This window comes from Flavobacterium sp. N1736, assembly GCF_025947065.1.
Taxonomy (GTDB): domain Bacteria; phylum Bacteroidota; class Bacteroidia; order Flavobacteriales; family Flavobacteriaceae; genus Flavobacterium.
On the sequence record NZ_CP109994.1, the window covers coordinates 4337738 to 4360551 of the forward strand.

Genomic DNA, 22814 nt, shown 5'->3' on the forward strand with positions numbered 1-22814 from the left:
TTGAAAATCAAAAATTTAAAAATAAACAAAATGAAAATATCATTTAAATATATATCTTATTTTTTCCTATTCGTTTTAGGATTAAGTATGACGCTTACCTCGTGTACGGACGATTTAAACGTGACGCCAAAGGATGATGATGAGTTTTTATCAGAAGCCTTTTTTCAAGATCCCGCATCGTACAAAGAAGTATTGGCAAAGCTATACGCAGGTTTGTATGTTGGAGGTAATGATGGTGACGGAGATGCTACAAAACCTGGACAAAACCCTGATATTGCAGGACTTGGAGGTGATTTTAGCAGTTACCTGAGATTACTTTTTGTAACACAGGAATTTTCTACAGACGAAGCAATTATTGCCTGGGCTGATGGTACTTTGCCAACGTTGAATTCTCAAACATGGGCTCCGGCTAATGAATTTTTAGAAGGAACATTCTCAAGAGCATTCTATCATATTAGTGTTGCAAACGAGTTTTTAAGACAAACTACTGATGAGAAATTAACAGCAAGAGGTGTTGATGCAAATTTAAAAACGGATATCGCAAAGTTTAGAGCTGAAGCTCGTTTTTTAAGAGCGTTCTCTTATTATAACTTAATGGATTTATTTGGAAATGTGCCAATCACTACAGAAAATGATCCTGTTGGATTCTTTTATCCGGTACAAAAATCAAGAGCAGAAGTTTTTGCTTTTGTAGAATCTGAATTAAAAGATCTAGACAATAGTTTAGTAGCTTCTGGAGCAAATGAATATGGCAGAGTAGATAAAACAGCTGCTAAATTTTTATTGGCACAAATTTATTTAAACTCTAAAGTTTATACAGGCGTAGACAGAAACAATGAAGCGGCAACGTTATGTAATGAAATCATTACCGGTTCAGCTTATACCTTTGCAAACGTTCCTTACCGTTATTTGTTCTCTGCAGATAATAACAGAAACGGTGCGCAATCAGAAATTATTTTCCCAATTATTGGAGATGGTAACGCGATTAGAGCTACCGGTGGTGGAATGAGTTTTATTATGCACGCTTCTATTGGTGGTAGCATGGATGCTGCTTCCAGAGGAATGGACGGTGGATGGCAAGGGATTAGAACTCGCAGAGAGTTTGTAAACCTTTTTCCTGATGAAACTGCAACTGCAGATAATAGAGGAACATTTTATAGAGACGGACAATCTAAAGACATTAATAATGTTGGAACTTTTACAGACGGTTATGCTGTAACAAAATACATCAATAAAAATGCAGACGGTTCTGCAGCACAAAGAAATGATATCCCGGATATCGATTTCCCAATGTTTAGATTAACAGATGCTTATTTAATGTATGCCGAGGCAACTCTTAGAGGCGCTACTACCGGAAACATGAATACTGCTTTGGGTTATATCAATCAAATTAGAACTAGAGCAAATGCACAAACAATTGGGCTTCCACAATTAACACTTGATTTTATCTTAGATGAAAGAGGGAGAGAATTATTTTGGGAATGCCACAGAAGAACAGATTTGATTCGTTTTGGAAAATTTACTGGTAGTTCTAAAATCTGGCAATGGAAAGGTGGTTCTGTAAACGGTAACGCTACAGATTCATACAGAGATTTAATGCCTATTCCTGCAAGAAACATTCAGGCAAATCCAACATTGAAGCAAAATCCAGGATACTAATTTTATAAAACATTAAAATGAAAAATATATATAAAATTTTAATCGCATTTATTGGTGTGTTGGCAGTTTCATGTAATGCTGATGCCGTAGATGAAAGAACAGTTCTTAATGATGTTACAACACCAGAAATTACTGCGCCAACAACAGGACAAAATTATGTTCTGGATGTTAATAAAGCGGCAGATGAAGTTGCTAAATTTACATGGTCGGCAGCGGCGTATTCTAGTCCCGTAGCCATAAAATATACTTTGTTAATAGATAAAAAAGGCGGCGATTTTACAGCGGCAAAAACGCTTGCAACAACAACAAATAGTATTAAAGAAGCTTCGGTACTTGCCAGAGATTTAAATCAGGCAGCAATTGATCTTGGCGGACAGCCGGAAGTTGCTGCAATGTATGATGTAAAAATTTCATCAAATGTTTCCGGAGGATTTACTCAGGTATCAAAAGGTTTAATTACAATTACGGTAACCCCTTATGTAGGGAAAGTAGTTTACAATTTTGTTGATTGGTATTTAGTTGGTGATGCAACAGTTTCAGGATGGGATAATAATAAAGGAAATCAAATTTTATTCAGAAGTGCTGCAAATGCTAATCAATATAAATTTACGGGATTTTTTAAAGCAGGAGCATTTAAAGCGATCAAAAATTTAGGAAGCTGGGCTCCAATGTACGGAGGTTCTGCAGGTGCTCTTGCCTATAGAGGAGTTGACGCAGATCCTGATCCGGCTAGTTTTGTAATCGCTGCTGATGGATATTACACCTTTACAATGGATGTTGACAAGTTAACCTATACATTAGTTCCTTATGATGCATCTGCTGCTGTAAGTTATGCAACAGTTGGAATCATCGGAAGCAGTACTTCTAAAGGCTGGGATGCATCAACACCAATGATAAAATCTTCATTCAACGGGCATATTTGGACTCTTGGAGTAACATCATTAAACGATGGTGAAATGAAATTTAGAGCTAATGATGCATGGGATGTTTCATGGGGAGGAAAAACTCCTTTCTCAGGAGTGAACTCAGGAGATAATACACCTGTAGCAAAATCTAAATATGTGATTTATTTCAATGATTTAGACGGAAGTTACTTAATGATTCCAAATCAAGAGTAATCTTTTTTGAAATATTTAAAAGGGCTATCTGTAAGGTAGCCCTTTTTTAATCTTACTAACTAAACCAAACCACATTATGAAAAAAATTATACTATCAATATTCGTTTTGTTGTCGGCCATTACATTTGCCCAACCGCAAACTGCCATTTATTCAGTGAGTCCTTCGCCTTTTGAAGAAACTACCGCTATTACCATTACAATTGCCGGAAGCAGTATTAACGAAACAACATGGGGAATTACAGATCATTCACTTTACTTATGGACGTGGGCTTTTGATATAAACGATACTACGCAAAAAGGAACACCAAATAATGGAACGTGGGAAGCCTCAAGTGATGCCAGTAAATTTACCTACAATGCAGTTTCAGATACTTATACTAAAACTTTTACGCCAACAACCTATTATAATACTACAGGAATTGGAAAAATAGGCTTTTTGGTTAAAGCAAAAAACGGAACAGGCGATAAAAAATCGCAGGATATTTTGGTTGAGGTAGGTTCTTTTCAGACAACTTTAACAGCACCAATTGAAAATAGTACAACAATTATAACTTCGGGTTCAAATTTTAATATTACCGCTACAAATACAAATGGTGCGGCGAGTTATATATTAAAAGCAAACGGAACAATAATTAACACCAATGCAAGTACATCGTCTTATTCATTTAATCATACCAATATAACTACGAATCAAAGCTATGAATTGAGTATTGTTCAGGGCGCGACAACGATCGTTAAAAAATTCTCGGTTGTTGTAAATCCAAATACAATTTCTCAGGCAATGCCAGCCGGTTTGGTTGATGGAATAAATTATAATGCGACAGATGCTACAAAAGCAACGTTGGTTTTAGATGCATCTTTAAAAGATTTTGTTTACGTTGCCGGAAGTTTTAATAATTGGCAGCCTTCATCGGCGTATGCCATGAAAAAAGATCCTGTTTCGGGAAAATTCTGGTTAGAAATAACAGGATTAGTTTCCGGAGTAAATAATACATATCAATATTGGGTTGTTGATGCGACACCGCTTGTCAATTCACCATCTTTGGTAAAAACGGCTGATCCTTATTCTACCTTAGTTTTGTCGCCTTATGATGATTCTGGAATTCCGTCGGCTTCATATCCAAATATGCCCGTTTATCCAACAGGACAAAACTTTGAAGTAACAGTTTTAAAAACAGGACAAACGCCATACAATTGGCAAATAACCAATTTTGCAAAACCCGAAAAAGAAAAACTGGTAGTTTATGAAGTTTTGGTTCGCGATTTTGATGCAGCCAGAAATTATCAGAGTTTAATTGATCGCATCGATTATTTTAAAAACCTTAAAATAAATGCCATCGAATTAATGCCGGTAATGGAATTTGAAGGCAATGAAAGCTGGGGTTACAATACTTCGTTTCATATGGCGCTGGATAAATTTTACGGAACTTCGGATAAATTAAAAGAACTTATCGATTTATGTCATCAAAACGGAATTGCGGTTATTTTGGATGTCGCTTTAAACCATGCTTTTGGTAGAAATCCAATGGTTCGAATGTGGATGAACGATCCTGACGGAGACGGATTTGGTTCGCCAACTGCCGAGAATCCATATTTTAATACCGTTGCCAAACATGCTTACAGTGTTGGTGAAGATTTTAATCATCAATCGCTTAAAACGCAATATTATGTAGATCGCGTTATTAAACAATGGATTGAAGAATATAAAATTGACGGTTTCCGTTGGGATTTAACCAAAGGATTTACCCAAAATTGTACGGCTAATGATGGAGCTTGTACAGATCAATATCAGCAGGATCGAGTAGATGTCTTGAGAAAATATGCAGATTATTCGTGGAGTTTAGATCCTACACATTATACCATTTTTGAGCATTTAGGCAATGATGATGTCGAAGAACAGCAATGGGCAAATTACAGAGTGAATGAAACACCAAGTAAAGGCGTTATGATGTGGGGAAAAATGACCGGAGCGTACAATCAGTTGTCAATGGGATACGCATCTGACAGTAATATTTCGAGAATGTCCAGCGCGAGCCATGGCTTTGCAGCAAATCGATTAATGGGTTACGCCGAAAGTCATGATGAAGAACGCTTGATGTATAAAAATATGCAATACGGAGCTTCAAACGGAACTTATAATGTAAAAGATTTAAATACGGCTTTATCAAGAATGCCGGCAATTGGAGCAGTTTCTTTGCTTGTTCCCGGACCAAAAATGATTTGGCATTTTGGAGAATTAGGCTGGGAAAATTCAATTTTTACCTGCAACGATAATTCTGTAAATAATGATTTTGATGCTGTTTCAGGAGATTGTAAATTAGATACAAAACCGCAACCGCAATGGGTAAATAATTGGTTAGGAAATTCAAACCGAAATAAAATTTACAACGATTGGGCAAAAATGATTACACTAAAAACAACAGAACCTGTTTTTTTAGGAACTCCAACAATTGCAAATGTTAGTTCATTGGCGGTGAATATAAAAATTACGAATAGCAATTTATCTTCGGCACAATTGAAAGATGTTTTAATTGTCGCCAATTTTGATGTTACCACACAAAATGCAGCAACAGGTTTTCAATACACAGGAACCTGGTATAATTTAATGGATAATACCACTATAAATGTTACCGATGTAAATGCGACAATAAGTTTACCCGCCGGCGAATACAGAATTTATGGTAACAAACAGGCAAATTTAGCAATTGCAGATTTCGAGAAAGGAAATACAGTTAATCTGTATCCAAATCCGGTTTCAAATTATTTCACCTTAAATGTAACAACAACTAAAGTTGAGGTTTATGCAATATCAGGACAATTGGTTAAGAGTTTTATTACTGATGGAAATACCGATTTTCAATTTAGCGTAAGCGATTTAAAAGCGGGATTGTATGTAGTAAAAGCTTTAGATCAGAATGATAAAACTCAGGTTATAAAATTTATTAAAAAATAACGACTTGGAAATCTATTAAAATATAACCTAACAAGTTAAAATTTTGGTTTTGTTAGTAGTTAGAAAGGGTTGTCTGGAAACAGGCAGCCCTTTTATTTTACATCAGTTTTACAAACAGAAAGTATGGCTTATTCTGGCGCTTTAATATCTTTTCGGGGCAATTGAATGATTTAATAGGAAATAAATTTCAAGAACTATTTAACCATTAAATCATTTGACCATGAAAAAATTAAAGAAATTAGCAAAAACCGTATTTGTTTTAAGCTTTACGTTATTAATTACAAATTGTACCAAAGAAGAAATTGGTGAAAAACAGTCATTCAATCAGGAAAGAAAAATTAATGAAGCTAAGAATTGGTTTAATGTTTACAAGACAAATGAGCCTCTTGATTCAGTATTTAAGAGCATTGATTATCATTGGGAGAATGCTTCTGAAATTAAATTAGAAAATGATTCGATTGTTATAACCGTTCCAGTTAAGGACAATCCACAAAATCCGGAATACAAAGGAGAAAAAAGGTTATATTTATATCCTTTCGGCAAAGAATATAGGCCTGTTATACATGAGTTATTTCCTGATTCAGAAGCTGTTTTTAAACAAGATCAAACGAAAGATGATTTTGGTAGTCTGAATTTTTATAACGGTTATATTTTAACATGGGACCTGAAAGAAGGTTTTGTAAAAGGAGCTAAATTTGAAAATGGTATAGCCGTTAACAACGTAAAAGCAAGGTTTTTATCTGGTGACGATAAAATCAAACCTCGTAATCTTACTGGAAAAGAAGCTCCTATTCCATTAGATGAAGTAATCGTACAAGGTGGTAGCGGAGGTTCTTCAAATCCAATAGGCATAAGTAGAGATTTTAGTATCGGATCTTCTGTTGGAGGAATATATGGTACAGGTGGTTATATAAGCTCTGGAGGTGGAAGTAATAACGGAGATGGGAGTACAAATTCAAGTAATTCAGCCACGTATGCACCTCCGAGTTGTGAGAGTTTTTATTTTGTTAGAAAAAATGGAGCAAATTGGCAAGAAGCATTGGTTAAAAACGTTAGTTTTAAAATCGTTTTAGTTACTCAAAAAGGATTTCGAATTACACAAATAATCGATTACCCTCAGCCAATAAGTTTTGGTATACCTGTAAATTTTAATAAAGGGAATGGAGATGTAACTGTAGGTGTGGCGGCAACAGTCTCTGCAAAAATTCTTGAATTGGCAATGCGTGAGACGATTACCAAATACGGAAATACAGAAGTTTCTGAATTATCAGTGAGATTGTATTTTCAAAAAAAATTAATAGATGAGTACCGTCTTTATACTAATGGAGGTATAGTAAATTTTAATTCTACGTCCACTATTAAAGCTACAAATTATAAAACAAATACGTCAAGTACAGGAAACTGTGATTAAATTATTATAAAATATGATACATGAAGTTTTACTAAATTTAGCTTATTTGTTTTATCCTAAGAATATATGTCCTTGGGATCAAAATCAATTATATCTGCAAACTCAAGAGCACAAAAGATTGCAGTCAACAATAGATTTTTTTAATTCTGATGAAAATAAGAAATTGCGAGATGATATTAAAATAGAATTTGAAGAGGATTTAATTTTAAAAGATTTTGAGGATTTCTCACGACTAGATTCTCAAGACAGATGTTTTAAGTTTTTCCTAAATATTTTTGAAGGAGGAAAATTACACTCAATTACCCTATATTTAAGTGTCATATGTCCTTATTATGTAATTGTACAAATGCAACATCCACCAGAGCCTTTTTTTTCAAAATCAATAATTGAAAAATTAGAACAGGAGAATACAGACATCAGAAAAATGAAAGATTTAATTTTAGATATAGAAACTATTGTTGAAAGTAAACTGTCATACAAGAAATTTCCAGAAAAAATGCTCAATGTTATTATTCCTGATATTAGTTTTCAAGGTATCTATTTGGGATATTTCAAAATGTATAATGCTTTTTTTAATAACGAAAATATAAATGAAAACAATAACTAAAAACTATTTAATTTTTGTGACGATTTGCATTTTGTTGCTCGTCTATTTTTACTTTGTGGAATATTTTTATACAATTTGCTTTTATGATACTTTTTATATTACAAGTTATTTCTTTTTTGTTTTACTGGCTTTTATTATAGGTACTGTTTTTTATTTAATAAAAATTTTAATGATGAAACTTAGAAAAAAAGTAGATCAATCACCTGATGAATATTTCTTAAAATATTTACTGTTTATTCTGGCACCCAATTCCTATTTTAAAATGGAAAGAACGAATTGGAATTATTTAATTTTTGCGACAATCTGCATTTTGTTAATGGTTTATTTTTCCGTATTCGGTTATAGTTATATAATTTTAGAACCTAATCTTATCTACTATGCTATAAATTACTCCTATTTTATTTTGCCGGTATTTATTATTGGGACTATTTTTTATTTAGTATCAAAAAAAATGAAGAAAAACAGAATAAGCCACTCATAAAGATTTCTTTGAGTGAATTACAATCTTAAAACGATCTAAAAATAATTTGTAAACAAAAGGGCTGTCTTTTTTAGACAGCCCTTTTGTATTTTTGTTCAAAAAGTATTTTTATTTTTCTTTATTGTATTCACCGATCACGGCAAAATAACCAAAAGTTCCCAATCCTAAAACAATTAAAGGCGTTAGGATAAATAGAATGATGATTCCAAATACCAGATCATCTTGTTTGTCTGATAATAGTTTGGGTAAGCCAAATTCAAAGACACAGAAATAAGCGGCGGCAACGGCTAGAATAACCCATAAAACACCTAAAATTTGTTTGATTGCATTCATGTTATTAAATATTAAAGGTGATTTGTTTTGTTTTTATTATCAATATATATCATTCCAATTACAAAGCATACCGAAGCAATAATAATAGGATACCAAAGTCCGTCAAGATAAAATTCCGGTTTTCCTGCTTCTTTAGAATGCGTTACGAAATAGGTTGAGATTGCGGGAAGCAAACCTCCAAAAATTCCGTTTCCTACATGATAAGGAAGCGACATCGAAGTATATCTGATTTTCGCTGGAAACATTTCTACTAAAAATGCCGCAATTGGCCCATACACCATAGTAACAAATAAAACCTGAATGAAAACCAGAAAAATCAAAGTCCATTCGTCATTTGAATTGATACTGATTGAAGTATTAACCAGAGCTTCTTTCTTATTTACTACATACGTTTTTTTCTCTGTCAGAGTTGTTCCGTCTGTGTAATTTTTTTGAGTGGTAACAATAGAATCGTTGCTTTTGCTAGCCTCAGTGGCATATTTTGTATCTTCGACAATTTCAGTTTTATACTTTACATCAGTTGTTTCGTACATCATTTTGTAGATAGGTCTGTAGAACAAAATAGCGAGCAGCATTCCGCTCATCATGATATATTTTCGTCCTACTTTATCGCTCAGCCATCCAAAAACTATAAAAAACGGAGTTCCTAATAATAAAGCAATTCCAAGTAATTCATCTACCTGAGACGAATCTACATTCATTACCGTTTTCATGAAACTCATAGCATAAAACTGTCCGGTGTACCAAACTACACCTTGTCCCATTGTGGCGCCAAATAGTGCCAGTAAAACAAATTTTAAATTATATCGGTTTCCAAAACTTTCTTTTAATGGGTTTGTGCTGGTTGTTCCTTCTTTTTTTGCTTTTGCAAATACAGGAGATTCATCCATATTTTTACGAATCAAATAAGAAACGCCAACCATAACAATAGAAACCCAAAACGGCACACGCCATCCCCAGGAATCAAAATCTTCGGCAGAAAGTACGTTTTTGGTAGCCAGAATTACCATTAAAGAGATAAAAAGACCAACAGTTGCTGTAGTCTGAATCCACGAAGTCCAATACCCTTTTTGTCCCACAGGAGCATGTTCTGCTACATAAGTTGCGGCACCGCCATATTCTCCGCCAAGAGCAAGACCTTGTAATAAACGAAGAATTAAAACGAATAAAGGAGCTAAAAAACCAATGGTTTCATAACTGGGAATACAGCCTATTAAAAAAGTAGAACCGCCCATTAATAATAAAGTAGCCATGAAAGTATATTTCCTGCCAATGATATCACCAAGCCTTCCAAAAAATAAAGCTCCAAAAGGCCTTACTACAAACCCTGCTGCAAAAGTGGCCAAAGTGGATAAAAAAGCCGCAGTTGGATTATCGCTCGGAAAGAATTTTGTTGAAATCACAACGGCTAAACTCCCAAAAATATAGAAATCATACCATTCAATCATTGTACCCATTGACGAGGCCGAAATTACTTTCCAAATGCCTTTTGTAGAAGTTTTACCCATAAAATAACTCTTGTATTTTTGTTAATAAATAAAAGTATAAAGTATTATTTTACGAATATAAAGGATATTTTTTTATTTAATTGGTACTTTTTTAACAAAAACAGCTTAATTATTAACTTTGGTTTTTTTGGTAATTAAAAGTTTACAAAAGAATGGTTTTTTAAGTGCAAAGTGTTTAACCGCAAAGAGTGTAAAGTCACAATTAGTACATTTTTGTCATTTCGAGGAACGAGAAATCACATCCTGAGAGCAACGAAACGTGAATACATTATGTGATTTCTCGTTCCTCGAAATGACAAACTAGCGGTAAAACTTATTGGAATTAAATTGGAATTTTCAATAAAGTATTAAAAACAAAAAAACCGAATATTGCTATTCGGGTTTTGTGGTACCTCCAGTCCCGAGGCTTCGGGAGAACCACGGACACATTATGATTTTCTTTTAAATAGAATGTCTTTTAAAATAGAAGGATCTGCTATTATTTTGGTATTAAAAGTTTTACTTTTCATTCTTTTAATAAATTTTTCTAAATAGATAGCCTCTTCTTTATCAATGCAATCGAAGGTTAAAACAATTTTCCAGTCCTCAGCTATTTTAGTAAATGAATTTGAATAAAAATGATTTTGATGCTTTGAAATTCTACTTTCAATATTGTTGGTCTCTCCGATATAAAATTTTTGAGATGAATCTGAGTAAAGAATATATAAGTAGTGCATTTATAAAAAGTATTAAAAACAAAAAACCCGAATATTGCTATTCGGGTTTTGGTGGTACCTCCAGGGATCGAACCAGGGACACATGGATTTTCAGTCCATTGCTCTACCATCTGAGCTAAGGTACCGTTGTGCGGTTAATGCGGGTGCAAAGATAGAATCATTTTTCGTTTATCCAAAACATTTTTTTAAAAAAATCAATTCGTACCTTCGCATTTATAAAAATGCAAACATGGTTTTAACGGTTGATGTTGGAAACACTCGAATTAAAGCAGCTGTCTTTGAGGGAAGTAATCTTCTTGAAAGTTTTGTTTTTGAGAAAAATGAGCTCGAAAAAAAAATTGAAAAAATTTTAGAAAAATTTCAAAATTGTTCTGATTTGGTCGTTGCATCAGTTGGAAATATCGAAAAGCAGTCTTTTTTGTCTTTCGAAAATCAGCTTAATATTCATTTTTTAACACATGAAGATGTTTTTCCCTTCGTAAATAAATATGCGACTCCAAAAACGTTGGGAATTGACAGAATGGTTTTGGCTGCCGGAGCAACCTTGCAATTTCCCAAACAAAACAGATTAGTAATTGATGCCGGAACGTGTATTACCTACGATTTTATCGACGAAAATGACAATTATTTAGGCGGCGCTATTTCTCCGGGATTGCGTTTGCGTTATGAAGCATTGCATAATTACACGGCCAGACTGCCTTTACTGGAGCTTGAAGCACCTGATCTATATATAGGAAACTCCACAAAACAAGCAATTCATTCTGGTGTTGTAAACGGCTTCGTCTATGAGATTGACGGTTTTATCGATGAATATCGGTTAAATTTTTCAAATTTTATAATAATTTTAACGGGTGGTGATGCAGATTTTTTGGCTAAACGATTAAAAAATACCATATTTGCCAATTCAAATTTCCTTTTGGAAAGTTTGAACCAAACATTTCAATATAAAATCGACAATGATTAAAAAAATTATAATAAGTGCTTGTTTACTTATCTCGTTCGTTTCATTTGCTCAGCAAGGTACTTCATCGCCATATTCTTTTTACGGAATTGGAGATGCAAGGTTTAAAGGAACTCTTGAAAACAGATCTATGGGTGGAGTTTCGGTAGAGCAGGATAGTATTCACCTGAATATTGAAAATCCGGCAAGTTATGCCAGTCTTGGTCAAACGACTTTTACAGTTGGAGGAACTTTTGCAACTAATAATATAAAAAGCAGCAGCGAATCTTCAAAAGCACAAAGATCAACTTTTGATTATTTAGCTTTAGGAATTCCGATGGGAAAATTTGGAGCCGGTTTTGGTTTGGTTCCGTTATCTTCTGTAGGATATAAAATCTCAGACCTTAATCCGGCTCAGGGCGGAATAAATAGTCAGCTTGAAGGAAAAGGCGGCGTAAATAAAGTGTTCTTTGGTTTAGGATATAAAATTACTCCAAAATGGAATATTGGTGCCGATGTACAATATAACTTTGGTAAAATATCAACAACAACTATAGAAGCTGTTACCGATGTTTTAAGCGCAACAAGAGAAACAAATTCTTCTGAATTAGCAGGTGTAAATTTTAATATTGGTACTATGTATCAAACTAAAATTGATAAAAAATTAAATTTATATACAAGTTTAAGCTACACTTTTGCCAGTACATTAAGCTCAAAAAGCACAAGAGTCATTGAAGTAGACGGTGATCCGGATGACGTAACAGGAGATCCGGTTGAAAATACTTTGAAACTACCAAATAAAGTAACTTTTGGTGCAGGTGTTGGAGAAGCCAGAAAATGGTTAATAGGTACATCATTAGCTTTTCAGGGAAGCGGTAAACTTGATAATTATTACAATGCAAGCGATAATGTTCGTTACGAAAACTACTCTAAATATGCTATTGGAGGATATTATGTCCCTAATTATAGTTCATTTACAAGCTATTTAAGCAGAATTACATACAGAGCGGGTCTTAAATTTGAGAAAACCGGTCTGGTAGTAAACAATGAATCTATTAATGATGTTGGAATGAGTTTAGGTGCCGGATTTCCAATTACCGGAACTTTTTCAAATGTAAACTTCGGGATCGAGTTTGGTAAAAAAGGAACAACATCCGCAGGTTTAGTTCAGGAAAATTATCTAAACTTTAGTTTAAGTTTTTCTTTTAACGATAAATGGTTCGTGAAAAGTAAATTCAATTAAGCATAAAGTTATATGTTTTTTTAAGCTATTACAATTTACTACATTTGGCAAATGAATTTACCAAAGAGATATATACTAAACGTTGTCACAGTTTTTGCTGTGACACTGTTTTTTGGATGCGAAAGTAACTTTAAAGAAGTTCAGAAAATTAACTTTTCAGAGTTTGTTCCCGGAAGTGATGCAGATACTGTTAATATAAAATACACAGATTCAGGACGCATAACCGGAGTTTTGAAAAGCCGAAAAATGCTGGATTATTCCAATCTTGATTTTCCGTTTACAGAATTTCCTTTAGGAATTGATGTTACTTTGTATGATAAAAATCAAAAGCGTACTTTTATAAGATCAAATTATGCCGTTTCATACAAACAAACCGGAATTATCGATTTGCAGGGAAAAGTAAAAATTACCTCAGAAACAGGTCAGATGTTAGAAACGGAACAGCTGTATTTTGATCAGAAAAACGAATGGTTTTACACCGAGAGAAAGTTCAAGCTGACAGATGCAAAAGGGGTTTCAAACGGTCAGGGAATAGACTTTAGTAAAGATTTTAAAGTGATAAACTCACAAAGAATAACCGGCGAATTAGAAGCCGAAGAATAAATACTATCATGAATTATTTAAAATACACACAATACGTTTACATTTTATTTGCCGTTTTTTTTATTTATGACGGAATCACGAAACTAAATGAAGGAAACGACAATTCGACATTAAGTTTTATAATTGCAGGATTGGCGATTTTCATGTTTTTCTTTAGAAGAAAGTTTGCCAGAAAATTTGACGACCGTAACAAAAAACAATAAAAAATGGAAATTAGTATTATAATACTATGTTTAATACTATCAGCCTTTTTTTCAGGAATGGAAATAGCTTTTATTTCTTCCAATAAAATTTATCTTGAAATAGAAAAAAAACAAGATAATTTTCTTTCTCAAACCCTGACAAAACTAACCCAAAATCCTTCCAAGTTTATTGCTGCCATGCTTATTGGCAATAATATAGCCCTTGTCGTTTATGGTTTTTTCATGGGTGATTTAATCTTAGAATGCATTATCGGTTTTGGGTATCACTTTTCAAATCTGATAAGTTTATTGATTCAGACTTTAATCTCGACTTTTGTAGTTTTGATAACAGCGGAATTTTTTCCAAAAGTCTTTTTTCAAATTTATGCCAATTCCTTAATTAAGATTTTTGCTATTCCGGCTTATATATTTTATAGATTGTTCTATTATATTTCGACTTTTTTCATCTGGATTTCAGATTTTATTTTGAGAAAATTTTTTAAAACAGAAGGAGATCAGGTTCAGTTATATTTTAGCAAAATAGAATTAGGAAACTATATAACAGAGCAAATGAGTTCTGTAGAAGACAATGAAGAAGTAGATTCTGAAATTCAGATTTTTCAAAATGCCTTAGAGTTTTCCGGTGTAAAAGCGCGTGATATTATGACGCCGCGTACAGAAATTGTTGATATTGACTTGTTTGAAAATATTTCGGCACTCAAAGAACTATTTATAGAAACAGGATATTCTAAGATTGTAGTAAGTCAAAATTCACTCGATGACATTGTAGGTTATGTTCATTCATTTGATTTATTTAAAAAACCTAAAACCATTAAATCCGTTTTAATGACGGTTGAATTTGTTCCTGAAACAATTTCTATTAAAGATGCTTTAAGTTTGTTGATTAAAAAACGAAAAAATGTAGCCGTTGTTTTGGATGAACACGGAGGAACTTCGGGAATTATCACCATAGAAGATATTGTAGAGGAGCTTTTTGGAGAAATTGAAGACGAGCACGATTCCGAAGAAGAACTGATAGAACAGGAATTAGGAGAAGGCAAATATCTGTTTTCGACTCGTTTAGATGTTGAATATTTGAATGAAACCTATAAGTTGGGTATTCCGGAGGAGGATTCTTACGGAACTCTTGGTGGATTTATTGTGAATTCGACCAAAGAAATCCCTCAAAAGGGAGAAAAAATAGTCATTAACAGCTTTCATTTTGTGATTGAAGAGGCATCAAATAAGAAAATTGAATTAGTAAAAATGACTATAAAAGAGTAATTTTTTCATTAATTAAAAAAAAATGTCGAAAATAAAACACTAGTTGTATTGTTATTAACTAGATAATTGTATTTTCGCAAACTGAATATAAAATTAACGATAATAAAAATGGCAGTTTTAGCAAAAATTAGACAGCGTTCCGCTTTATTGATAGGAGTTATTGCACTTGCATTATTTGCATTTATAATACAAGATCTCTTTACAAGAGGAAGCTTCGGTCAGAGTTCGAAAGATGTAGGAAGCATCGATGGAAAAGATATTTCATTTGAAGACTTTAGAGTTAAAGTTAGTAATGTTGAAAAAAGTGGGCAAGGAATTACTTCCACTGAAGCTGCAAACAGAGTTTGGGATCAAGAGGTTTCAATCGCTTTATTGTCATCTCAGTTTGACAAATTAGGATTGAGAGTTGGTGAAAAACACCTTTTGGAAGTTTTAAAAACAGATCCTAATATTGGTAAAAACCCAATGTTTTTAAATGCTGCAGGCGCTTTTGACGTTGCAAAATTTAAAGAGTATTTTAAAACAAATCCTGAAGCAGCAGAATATATCTCATCAAAAGAAAAAGATGCTGAATTAAACGCAAAATTTCAAATTTACAATACATTAGTAAAAGCAGGTCTTTACACAACAGCTAGTGAAGGAAAATTGAAATATGAAATGGAAGCTAACAAAGTAAACTTTGCTTATGCTGCCGGATTATATTCTTCTATTAAAGATAGCGAAGTGAAAATTTCTGATTCGGATATTGTTGATTATATGAAGAAAAACGAGAAAAAATTCAAAGCGGATGAAACTCGTGAAATTCAATATGTTTTAGTTGAAGACAAAGCTTCAAAAGAGGACGAAGCTGAAATTAAAGCTAAAATCACAGCTTTATTAAACGGAAGAGTTGAATATAACGCAAAAACAGGTAAAAATGATACTTTGCCAGGTTTTAGAAATGCGACAAACATTGCAGAATTTGTAAATACAAATTCTGATGTTCCTTACGATTCTACTTACGTAGCTAAAAATGATTTACCTGCAGTTGATGCTGATAAATTATTCAGCTTACCAGCCGGAGCAATCTACGGACCATATGTTTTTGGAAGATATTATGCTATTTCTAAATCTTTAGGATTTAAAGCTGGTGTTAACGCAAAAGCAAGTCATATCTTAATTGCTTATGACGGATCTAAAACTCCAAACGCAAAAGAAAAAAGAACTAAAGAAGAAGCTAAAGCTAAAGCTGAAGAAATTTTAGCGCAAGTTCAGGCTAATCCTGATAGTTTCATGATGTTGGCTTTTACAAGCTCTGATGATTCATCTGCACAACAAGGTGGTGATTTAGGATATTTTGGTCCAAACCAAATGGTAAAACCATTCAATGATTTTGTATTCAATAACGGAATTGGAAAAATTGGTTTAGTTGAAACTCCTTTCGGATTTCACATTATCAAAATTACAGATAAACAAGACGGAATTCGTTTAGCTACAATTGCTCAAAAAATTGAGCCTTCTGAGTCTACTTCTGATAAAGTATTTACATTGGCAACTAAGTTCGAAATGGACGCTGCTGATAAAGATTTTAACGCAACTGCAAAAGCATTAGGTTTAAAAGTTGCAGCTCCTGTAACTGCAAAAGCTATGGATGAAGCGTTTGGTCCATTAGGAAACCAACGTAACATTATAAGATGGGCATTTGATAAAGAAACAAATACTGGTGATGTAAAACGTTTTGAAATTGCTAATATTGGTCACGTAATTGCACAATATAAAAGCGAAAACAAATCAGGTTTAGTATCAGTTACTGTTGCAAGACCTTATGTTGAGCCAATCTTGAAAAACAAGAAAAAAGCCGAAATGCTTAAAGCTAAAATGACAGGTTCAAGTCTTGAGGCTATTGCTAAAAGTGCTGGCGTTGCAGTTCAACAAGCTACAGATGTAACTATGGATAACCCGGTTTTACCTGGTGGAGTTGGACAAGAGCCTAAAGTAGTTGGAAATGCATTTGCTTTAGCAGCAAATAAAGTTTCTGCTCCAATTGAAGGAAACACCGGAGTTTATGTTGTAAAAAACATTAGTACAGTAAAAGCTCCTGCAATTGCTAATCACGCAGAATATGTTGCAAAAATAAAATCTCAAAGCGCATCTGATGCAAACAGAATTTTACCTGCGTTGAAAAACAATGCTAAAATTGAAGATAACAGATTACAATTCAATTACTAATTTTTAGTAAAACAAAATACAAAACCCGAAACATTCATTTGAATGTTTCGGGTTTTTTTATGACTGTTGGTTTAAGTTTGAATGACGTAAATTTTCAATCAAAATTTAAAACCGGAATAAAGAATTATTCGTATATTATTTTGAACAAGAACTACTGCAAATTACTTTAATTAGGAATCGAAATTTTCTATTTTTCAATTCATTTAGACCAATTCAAAATAATTTCGTAATAAAAATCTTTCTATTTTTCCTTAATTATATAGGAATAATAGAAATATAATTTAAAAAATTTGTGATATTCAAATTATTACAGTTTATTTGTTGAGTTTTTTGAAAACAAATTTAATCAATATTATAAGAGAATGATGAGCGATAACTTTAATAATCAGGCATTTAATTTTTTTTATGTTTAAGTTTTTGTTTAGAAGAAAAGCTAAAGTATATTCTAAAATAGAAAATCATATTTTTGGAATAATTACTGAACTTTTAAAAGTAAGCAGCACCGATATCAACGTTGATGAATTGGGAGGCAAGTATTATTTAAGTAATGAGGAACAGCATTTCAAAGTTACTATATTAAGTAACGATTATGTTATCAGACTTACTAATACGAGAGATTCTGTTGCTGAGAAGTACGATAAGTTTTTTGTCGAAGATGTTTTGAAAGCTGTAAAAGAAGAAAAACATCGCAGGATGGAACTTGTCTATGATTCTATCACTAATAGTATAGAAAAAATGGCCGAGCGTTTGCACAATACCCTTATTGAATCAAACGAACAGGAAACGCAAAAAGTGCGCCGACTTGAAACCAATACCAGCAATAAACAGGCTAGGAATAAAAAAGCAAATTACTAAGTTGATTTTTTGCTGAACAGCATTATACTTATAAAATCATTTCATCATAAGTGAGAATTGTTTCATATCCTTTTGAAACAAAGTAATCTTTTGGATTTTCTTTAGAAATTACCATTACAAAATCGCCGCCCCAAGCACCAAGACTTTTTATTACGCCATTAAAATCACGAAAAGCAATTTCTTTAATCGTTCTTGTTTCAAGAATATTACTTAAATGAATTTCATGTTTTTCTACAGCTAATGCAAATTCTTTTACCGTTTTTGCATTTATGATAGCCTCAGTAAGTTTGTTGTTTTTAGCAATGTTTTCAGCTAAATGTTCATTTCGGTTATTATAATATGCATTGATCGCAGCTTTACTGCTTTGCTTTTTATTGAGATAAACGAAGTAAATGTTTTTTGTGAAATCAGGGTTAAATGCGACAGTTTTTACAACGTTATTTTCAATTTGATAAATTATTGGTGTATCATTTTGCGCGCAGGCAATATCATAACCGCTTCCGCCAAAACTGTTTTTAAGCAAAGTAAAAGCATTAATTTTAGTCCATTGAGCAATATTATTCAGGAGCGTTGATGAAGTTCCAAGTCCCCAATTTTTTGGAAACGTTAAATGCGTACTAATTTTATATCCTTCAGCATTAGTAATGAAATCAGGATTTAAAAGATAAGCTTCGTGCAATATATTGACTAAAGTTGTTTTTACAGTCTCCGTTTTTGAGTCGGCATTGTTAATGATTTCTGTAAACGAAATATTATCCTCAAACCAAATATGATTGTCAAAATCGAAACTTTTCCACTCAATTTGTTTATTTAAACCATTTTCAACTACTAAATCCTGACCAAATTTTGTTGGTAAAGCAAAAGCATCAGCGCCGTCTAGAACAAGATATTCTCCGGAAATTAAAAGTTTTCCGTTACTGTAAAAAGTTGTTTTCATTCTGTATTTTTTAGCCCCGATAGTCCCGAAGTTTCAGGAGAAATCCTTTTTTGTTCTTCTTTAAAACAAAAAAGATTGTAACGAATAGCGGGAATAGCTTCTAATTATTTTCTTAAATTCTCGATAAATTCAACCACAGCGCTATGCGAAACGGTATTTTTCTTGAAATGAGCTTTTATCAAATGACGTTCTTCTTCATTTGCTTCAAACTGATTGATAATATTGTTTAAGTGCATTTTCATATGTCCTTCCTGAATTCCGGTTGTGGTTAAAGAACGCAACGCGGCAAAATTTTGCGCCAAACCTGCTACGGCAACAATTTGCATTAATTCTTCTGCAGCTGGTTTTTCGAGCATTTCAAGACATAATTTTACTAATGGATGCAATGACGTTAATCCGCCAACAGTTCCTAAAGCAAGCGGAATTTCTAACCAAAAAGTAAATATTCCGTTTTCGATTTTAGCGTGTGATAAACTTGCATATTGACCATTGCGTGATGCATAAGCATGCACGCCGGCTTCGACAGCCCTAAAATCGTTTCCTGTTGCCAAAATTACGGCATCAACACCATTCATGATGCCTTTGTTATGTGTTACGGCTCTAAAAGGCTCTACTTCGGCAATTTGAACAGCCTGAACAAAACGTTCTGCAAAATCTTGTGGATTTGTAATATGTTTTTCGGTTAAATCTTCGATTGGACACGAAACTTCGGCACGAACAAGGCAATTAGGGACATAATTAGATAAAATACTCATAATTACCTTGATATTTTCATCATCAGAAAACAGATCAGCATTTTGAAATTCGTCTTTTAAAGTCGTTGCAAATTGCTCTAAACAAGAGTTGATGAAATTTGCTCCCATGCTGTCTTTTGTTTCAAAAGTTGCATGAAGCTGAAAGTAGTTTTCGAGTAAACTTCTTTTGTCTTTTAGTTTAATATCTAAAATTCCGCCGCCACGCTGTTGCATGTTTTTGGTAATATTTTGCGTGTCTGAGAAAAATTTCGGTTTGATCTGATCAAAGAAAGATTGTAGTTTTTCTGCGTCTCCGTTAAACGTAAAATGAACCTGACCAATTTTTTCGGTATTGATAACTGTCGCTTTAAAACCCCCGCGAGTTGCCCAATATTTTGCAGATTTTGAGGCTGCGGCAACTACTGAACTTTCTTCAATTGCCATTGGAATGGTTTTGTATTTTCCGTTAATTAAAAAATTTGGAGCAACACCAAGTGGAATATAAAAGTTTGTGATGGTATTTTCTATGAATTCATCATGTAGTTGTTGAAGCTTTTCGTCTGAATTCCAGTAATTTCTTATTATATTAAGTGCTTCATCAGGTGTAGAAAAGTATTCATTTGCGATCCAGTTTATTTTTTCTTTTTTCGATAACTTCGAAAATCCAGCAACAGCATTGTTCATTTTCAGTATTTTAAATAATAATGTTGCGACAAAGATACCAATTTAAGAGTTTTGTTTGAAATCTATTTAATTTTGAAAAGTACGCAATCGTTATTTTTTTTAACATTTAACACTTAAAATGTGTATTATGTTTATTTTTTTCACTAAAATTGGGCTCTTTTTATATTTAAATTAATTCTAATGAATACAAGTAAAATTACTGTTATACTTTTGTTATTAGTTGCTACTGTTTTTGGTCAGCAAAAAATTACTGTTGAAAGTATCTATGGCGGGGCATTTCGTGCAAAAGGAATGGATGAATTGCAATCTTTGAAAAATACAGACCAATATACTGTATTGAATGTTGATAACGCCAGTAGAAGTATGCAAATTGATTTATACGATTTTGCAACTTTAAAAAAAGTATCAAACTTAATTGATACAAAAAATCACAAGGAATTAGCAGATGGAATTGACAGCTATACTTTTGATGCCTCAGAAAAAAAGATTTTGATTGCTTGTAATTCAAACCAAATTTTCCGTCACTCATTTACGGCAGATTATTTTTTATATGATATTGCTTCTAAATCATTAACGAAGCTTTTTGATTTTCAGGTTCAGGAACCAACTTTTTCTCCTGACGGAACTAAAATCGCTTATGCTAAAGAAAACAATCTTTATGTGTATGATGTAGCTTCAAAAAAATCGACTGCAGTTACTACAGATGGAAAGAAAAATGCTGTGATCAACGGTATTACGGATTGGGTTTATGAAGAAGAATTTGCTTTTGTTCGTGCATTTGACTGGAGTAAAGACAGTAAAAAACTAGCTTATATTCGTTTTGACGAAAGTGCTGTTCCTGAGTTTTCAATGTCAATCTTCAAAACAGATTTATATCCAACAATTGAAACATTTAAATATCCTAAAGCCGGAGAAAAAAATTCTCTGGTTTCATTACATATATATGATGCTGCTGCAAATGCAACTAAAAAAGTTGATTTAGGAAATTATAACGATTTTTATATCGCAAGAATGCAATGGACAAACGATAACAATACGCTATCTGCTCAGGTTTTAAACCGTCACCAGGATAATCTTGATTTATTATTTATAGACGGAACTACTGCTGCTGCAAAAGTGGTTTTGAATGAAAAAGACAAAGCGTATGTTGATGTTACAGACAACTTAACTTTTTTAAAAGACAACAGTTTTATCTGGACTAGCGAAAAAGATGGTTTTAATCATATTTACGTTTACGATAAAACAGGAAAACTTAAAAATCAGGTTACAAAAGGAAACTGGGAAGTTGTTTCTTACTACGGTTTCGACGAAAAAACAAAAACTATTTTCTATCAGTCTACAGAGAATGGTTCTATCAACAGAGATATTTACAAAATTGGTTTAGACGGAAAAAATAAATTACGTTTAACTTCAAAAGTTGGAACAAGTACTGCAACTTTCAGTCCGAATTTCCAATATTTCATTACAACTTTTTCAAGCAATTTAGTGCCAACCACTTATACGCTGAATGAGGCTAAAACCGGAAAAGAAATTCAGGTAATTGAAGATAATAAAGCACTTGCTGCTAAATTGAAAGATTATAATTTGCCTGCAAAAGAATTCTTTGTTTTAAAAACGGCTAAAGGAAATGAATTGAATGCATGGATTTTGAAACCAAAAGATTTTGATCCTTCAAAAAAATATCCTGTTTTTATGTACCAATATTCTGGTCCGGGATCTCAGCAAGTAAATAACGATTGGAACAACAGTGACGATTACTGGTTTCTTTCGCTTACACAACAAGGTTATATCGTAGCTTGTGTTGATGGTAGAGGAACTGGTTACAAAGGCGCAGATTTCAAGAAAGTAACTCAAAAAGAATTAGGAAAATACGAAGTAGAAGATCAAATTGATGCTGCAAAAGTAATTGGAGCTTATCCTTATGTTGATGCTTCAAGAATTGGAATCTTCGGATGGAGTTATGGTGGTTTTATGGCTTCAAACTGTATTTTTCAAGGAAACGATGTTTTCAAAATGGCAATTGCGGTTGCTCCGGTAACAAACTGGCGTTTTTATGACAGTGTTTATACAGAGAGATATATGCAGACTCCACAGGAAAATGCTAGTGGATATGACCAAAATTCTCCAATAAACCACGTTGATAAATTAAAAGGTAAATTTTTATTGATTCACGGTTCTGGTGATGATAACGTTCATGTGCAAAATTCTATGCAAATGATGGAAGCGTTAATTCAGGCTAATAAACAATTTGATTCTCAAATATATCCAGATAAAAACCACGGTATTTACGGAGGTAAAACGAGAATTCAGCTTTATAACAAAATGACTAATTTTATTAAAGAAAATTTATAGTATAAC

The 22814-nt window shown here is 33.0% G+C and carries 18 protein-coding genes and 1 tRNA gene; 13 read left to right on the forward strand and 6 right to left on the reverse strand.

Annotated features, from left to right (window positions below):
• Positions 1 to 30: 30 nt before the first annotated feature.
• The 5 genes from OLM54_RS18410 to OLM54_RS18430 all read left to right on the forward strand — a co-directional run bounded on the left by OLM54_RS18410 (position 31) and on the right by OLM54_RS18430 (position 7748).
• Positions 31 to 1659 carry a RagB/SusD family nutrient uptake outer membrane protein gene (locus tag OLM54_RS18410; RefSeq protein ID WP_264536012.1) on the forward strand — a complete coding sequence of 543 codons (1629 nt, stop codon included), beginning with the start codon at positions 31 to 33 and terminating at the stop codon, positions 1657 to 1659.
• Positions 1660 to 1676: 17 nt separating this feature from the next.
• Positions 1677 to 2777, forward strand: a complete 1101-nt coding sequence (locus tag OLM54_RS18415; RefSeq protein WP_264536013.1) for a SusE domain-containing protein — start codon at positions 1677 to 1679, stop codon at positions 2775 to 2777.
• Positions 2778 to 2853: 76 nt separating this feature from the next.
• On the forward strand, positions 2854 to 5730 hold the full coding sequence (locus OLM54_RS18420) for an alpha-amylase family glycosyl hydrolase (protein WP_264536014.1): 2877 nt from the start codon (positions 2854 to 2856) through the stop codon (positions 5728 to 5730).
• Between the two features lie 220 nt (positions 5731 to 5950).
• Complete coding sequence (locus OLM54_RS18425; RefSeq protein ID WP_264536015.1) at positions 5951 to 7141, forward strand: hypothetical protein; 1191 nt, start codon at positions 5951 to 5953, stop codon at positions 7139 to 7141.
• Positions 7142 to 7154: 13 nt separating this feature from the next.
• Positions 7155 to 7748, forward strand: coding sequence for a hypothetical protein (locus tag OLM54_RS18430; RefSeq protein ID WP_264536016.1), 594 nt, complete (start codon positions 7155 to 7157; stop codon positions 7746 to 7748).
• A 589-nt stretch (positions 7749 to 8337) separates the two neighbouring features.
• Here OLM54_RS18430 and OLM54_RS18435 read toward each other — a convergent pair.
• From OLM54_RS18435 to OLM54_RS18450, 4 genes are all read right to left on the reverse strand, one after another.
• Positions 8338 to 8562 carry a DUF6814 family protein gene (locus OLM54_RS18435; RefSeq protein WP_264536017.1) on the reverse strand — a complete coding sequence of 75 codons (225 nt, stop codon included), beginning with the start codon at positions 8560 to 8562 and terminating at the stop codon, positions 8338 to 8340.
• An 11-nt stretch (positions 8563 to 8573) separates the two neighbouring features.
• Entirely contained in the window at positions 8574 to 10070 is a 1497-nt protein-coding gene (locus OLM54_RS18440; RefSeq protein WP_264536018.1) for an MFS transporter, read from the reverse strand.
• A gap of 428 nt (positions 10071 to 10498) precedes the next feature.
• Positions 10499 to 10786: a GIY-YIG nuclease family protein gene (locus tag OLM54_RS18445; RefSeq protein WP_264536019.1), complete on the reverse strand. Its 288-nt coding sequence runs from the start codon at positions 10784 to 10786 to the stop codon at positions 10499 to 10501.
• A gap of 49 nt (positions 10787 to 10835) precedes the next feature.
• Positions 10836 to 10911 (reverse strand) — tRNA-Phe (locus OLM54_RS18450).
• A gap of 104 nt (positions 10912 to 11015) precedes the next feature.
• On the opposite strand from OLM54_RS18450, the gene OLM54_RS18455 reads away from it, so the two are divergent.
• From OLM54_RS18455 to OLM54_RS18485, 7 genes are all read left to right on the forward strand, one after another.
• Positions 11016 to 11750, forward strand: coding sequence for a type III pantothenate kinase (locus OLM54_RS18455; protein ID WP_264536020.1), 735 nt, complete (start codon positions 11016 to 11018; stop codon positions 11748 to 11750).
• Entirely contained in the window at positions 11743 to 12969 is a 1227-nt protein-coding gene (locus OLM54_RS18460) for an outer membrane protein transport protein (protein ID WP_264536021.1), read from the forward strand. The genes OLM54_RS18455 and OLM54_RS18460 overlap by 8 nt, the downstream gene beginning before the upstream one ends.
• A gap of 51 nt (positions 12970 to 13020) precedes the next feature.
• The gene (gene lptC / locus OLM54_RS18465) at positions 13021 to 13572 is read left to right on the forward strand and encodes an LPS export ABC transporter periplasmic protein LptC (RefSeq protein ID WP_264536022.1); all 552 of its coding nucleotides are present in this window, start codon (positions 13021 to 13023) and stop codon (positions 13570 to 13572) included.
• A gap of 8 nt (positions 13573 to 13580) precedes the next feature.
• The gene (locus OLM54_RS18470; RefSeq protein WP_264536023.1) at positions 13581 to 13775 is read left to right on the forward strand and encodes a hypothetical protein; all 195 of its coding nucleotides are present in this window, start codon (positions 13581 to 13583) and stop codon (positions 13773 to 13775) included.
• 3 nt (positions 13776 to 13778) lie between these two features.
• Positions 13779 to 15038 (forward strand): hemolysin family protein, encoded by a 1260-nt coding sequence (locus OLM54_RS18475; protein ID WP_264536024.1) that lies wholly within the window; start codon positions 13779 to 13781, stop codon positions 15036 to 15038.
• 108 nt (positions 15039 to 15146) lie between these two features.
• Positions 15147 to 17246, forward strand: coding sequence for a peptidylprolyl isomerase (locus OLM54_RS18480; RefSeq protein WP_264536025.1), 2100 nt, complete (start codon positions 15147 to 15149; stop codon positions 17244 to 17246).
• A gap of 405 nt (positions 17247 to 17651) precedes the next feature.
• Positions 17652 to 18101, forward strand: a complete 450-nt coding sequence (locus tag OLM54_RS18485; RefSeq protein ID WP_264536026.1) for a hypothetical protein — start codon at positions 17652 to 17654, stop codon at positions 18099 to 18101.
• Between the two features lie 28 nt (positions 18102 to 18129).
• Here OLM54_RS18485 and OLM54_RS18490 read toward each other — a convergent pair whose 3' ends face one another.
• Positions 18130 to 19038 carry a GYDIA family GHMP kinase gene (locus tag OLM54_RS18490; RefSeq protein WP_264536027.1) on the reverse strand — a complete coding sequence of 303 codons (909 nt, stop codon included), beginning with the start codon at positions 19036 to 19038 and terminating at the stop codon, positions 18130 to 18132.
• Between the two features lie 104 nt (positions 19039 to 19142).
• On the reverse strand, positions 19143 to 20456 hold the full coding sequence (locus OLM54_RS18495; RefSeq protein ID WP_264536028.1) for a hydroxymethylglutaryl-CoA reductase, degradative: 1314 nt from the start codon (positions 20454 to 20456) through the stop codon (positions 19143 to 19145).
• A gap of 180 nt (positions 20457 to 20636) precedes the next feature.
• On the opposite strand from OLM54_RS18495, the gene OLM54_RS18500 reads away from it, so the two are divergent.
• The gene (locus tag OLM54_RS18500) at positions 20637 to 22808 is read left to right on the forward strand and encodes a S9 family peptidase (protein WP_264536029.1); all 2172 of its coding nucleotides are present in this window, start codon (positions 20637 to 20639) and stop codon (positions 22806 to 22808) included.
• Positions 22809 to 22814 lie beyond the last annotated feature (6 nt).

What these genes read in the sequence shown, in the direction of transcription:
- OLM54_RS18410 (WP_264536012.1), top strand. Translation starts at nt 31, where the DNA reads ATGAAAATATCATTTAAATATATATCTTATTTTTTCCTATTCGTTTTA.
- OLM54_RS18470 (WP_264536023.1), top strand. Translation starts at nt 13,581, where the DNA reads ATGAATTATTTAAAATACACACAATACGTTTACATTTTATTTGCCGTT.
- OLM54_RS18460 (WP_264536021.1), top strand. Translation starts at nt 11,743, where the DNA reads ATGATTAAAAAAATTATAATAAGTGCTTGTTTACTTATCTCGTTCGTT.
- OLM54_RS18420 (WP_264536014.1), top strand. Translation starts at nt 2,854, where the DNA reads ATGAAAAAAATTATACTATCAATATTCGTTTTGTTGTCGGCCATTACA.
- OLM54_RS18485 (WP_264536026.1), top strand. Translation starts at nt 17,652, where the DNA reads ATGTTTAAGTTTTTGTTTAGAAGAAAAGCTAAAGTATATTCTAAAATA.
- lptC (WP_264536022.1), top strand. Translation starts at nt 13,021, where the DNA reads ATGAATTTACCAAAGAGATATATACTAAACGTTGTCACAGTTTTTGCT.
- OLM54_RS18425 (WP_264536015.1), top strand. Translation starts at nt 5,951, where the DNA reads ATGAAAAAATTAAAGAAATTAGCAAAAACCGTATTTGTTTTAAGCTTT.
- OLM54_RS18435 (WP_264536017.1), bottom strand. Translation starts at nt 8,562, where the DNA reads ATGAATGCAATCAAACAAATTTTAGGTGTTTTATGGGTTATTCTAGCC.
- OLM54_RS18415 (WP_264536013.1), top strand. Translation starts at nt 1,677, where the DNA reads ATGAAAAATATATATAAAATTTTAATCGCATTTATTGGTGTGTTGGCA.
- OLM54_RS18480 (WP_264536025.1), top strand. Translation starts at nt 15,147, where the DNA reads ATGGCAGTTTTAGCAAAAATTAGACAGCGTTCCGCTTTATTGATAGGA.
- OLM54_RS18440 (WP_264536018.1), bottom strand. Translation starts at nt 10,070, where the DNA reads ATGGGTAAAACTTCTACAAAAGGCATTTGGAAAGTAATTTCGGCCTCG.
- OLM54_RS18490 (WP_264536027.1), bottom strand. Translation starts at nt 19,038, where the DNA reads ATGAAAACAACTTTTTACAGTAACGGAAAACTTTTAATTTCCGGAGAA.
- OLM54_RS18445 (WP_264536019.1), bottom strand. Translation starts at nt 10,786, where the DNA reads ATGCACTACTTATATATTCTTTACTCAGATTCATCTCAAAAATTTTAT.
- OLM54_RS18430 (WP_264536016.1), top strand. Translation starts at nt 7,155, where the DNA reads ATGATACATGAAGTTTTACTAAATTTAGCTTATTTGTTTTATCCTAAG.
- OLM54_RS18475 (WP_264536024.1), top strand. Translation starts at nt 13,779, where the DNA reads ATGGAAATTAGTATTATAATACTATGTTTAATACTATCAGCCTTTTTT.
- OLM54_RS18495 (WP_264536028.1), bottom strand. Translation starts at nt 20,456, where the DNA reads ATGAACAATGCTGTTGCTGGATTTTCGAAGTTATCGAAAAAAGAAAAA.
- OLM54_RS18500 (WP_264536029.1), top strand. Translation starts at nt 20,637, where the DNA reads ATGAATACAAGTAAAATTACTGTTATACTTTTGTTATTAGTTGCTACT.
- OLM54_RS18455 (WP_264536020.1), top strand. Translation starts at nt 11,016, where the DNA reads ATGGTTTTAACGGTTGATGTTGGAAACACTCGAATTAAAGCAGCTGTC.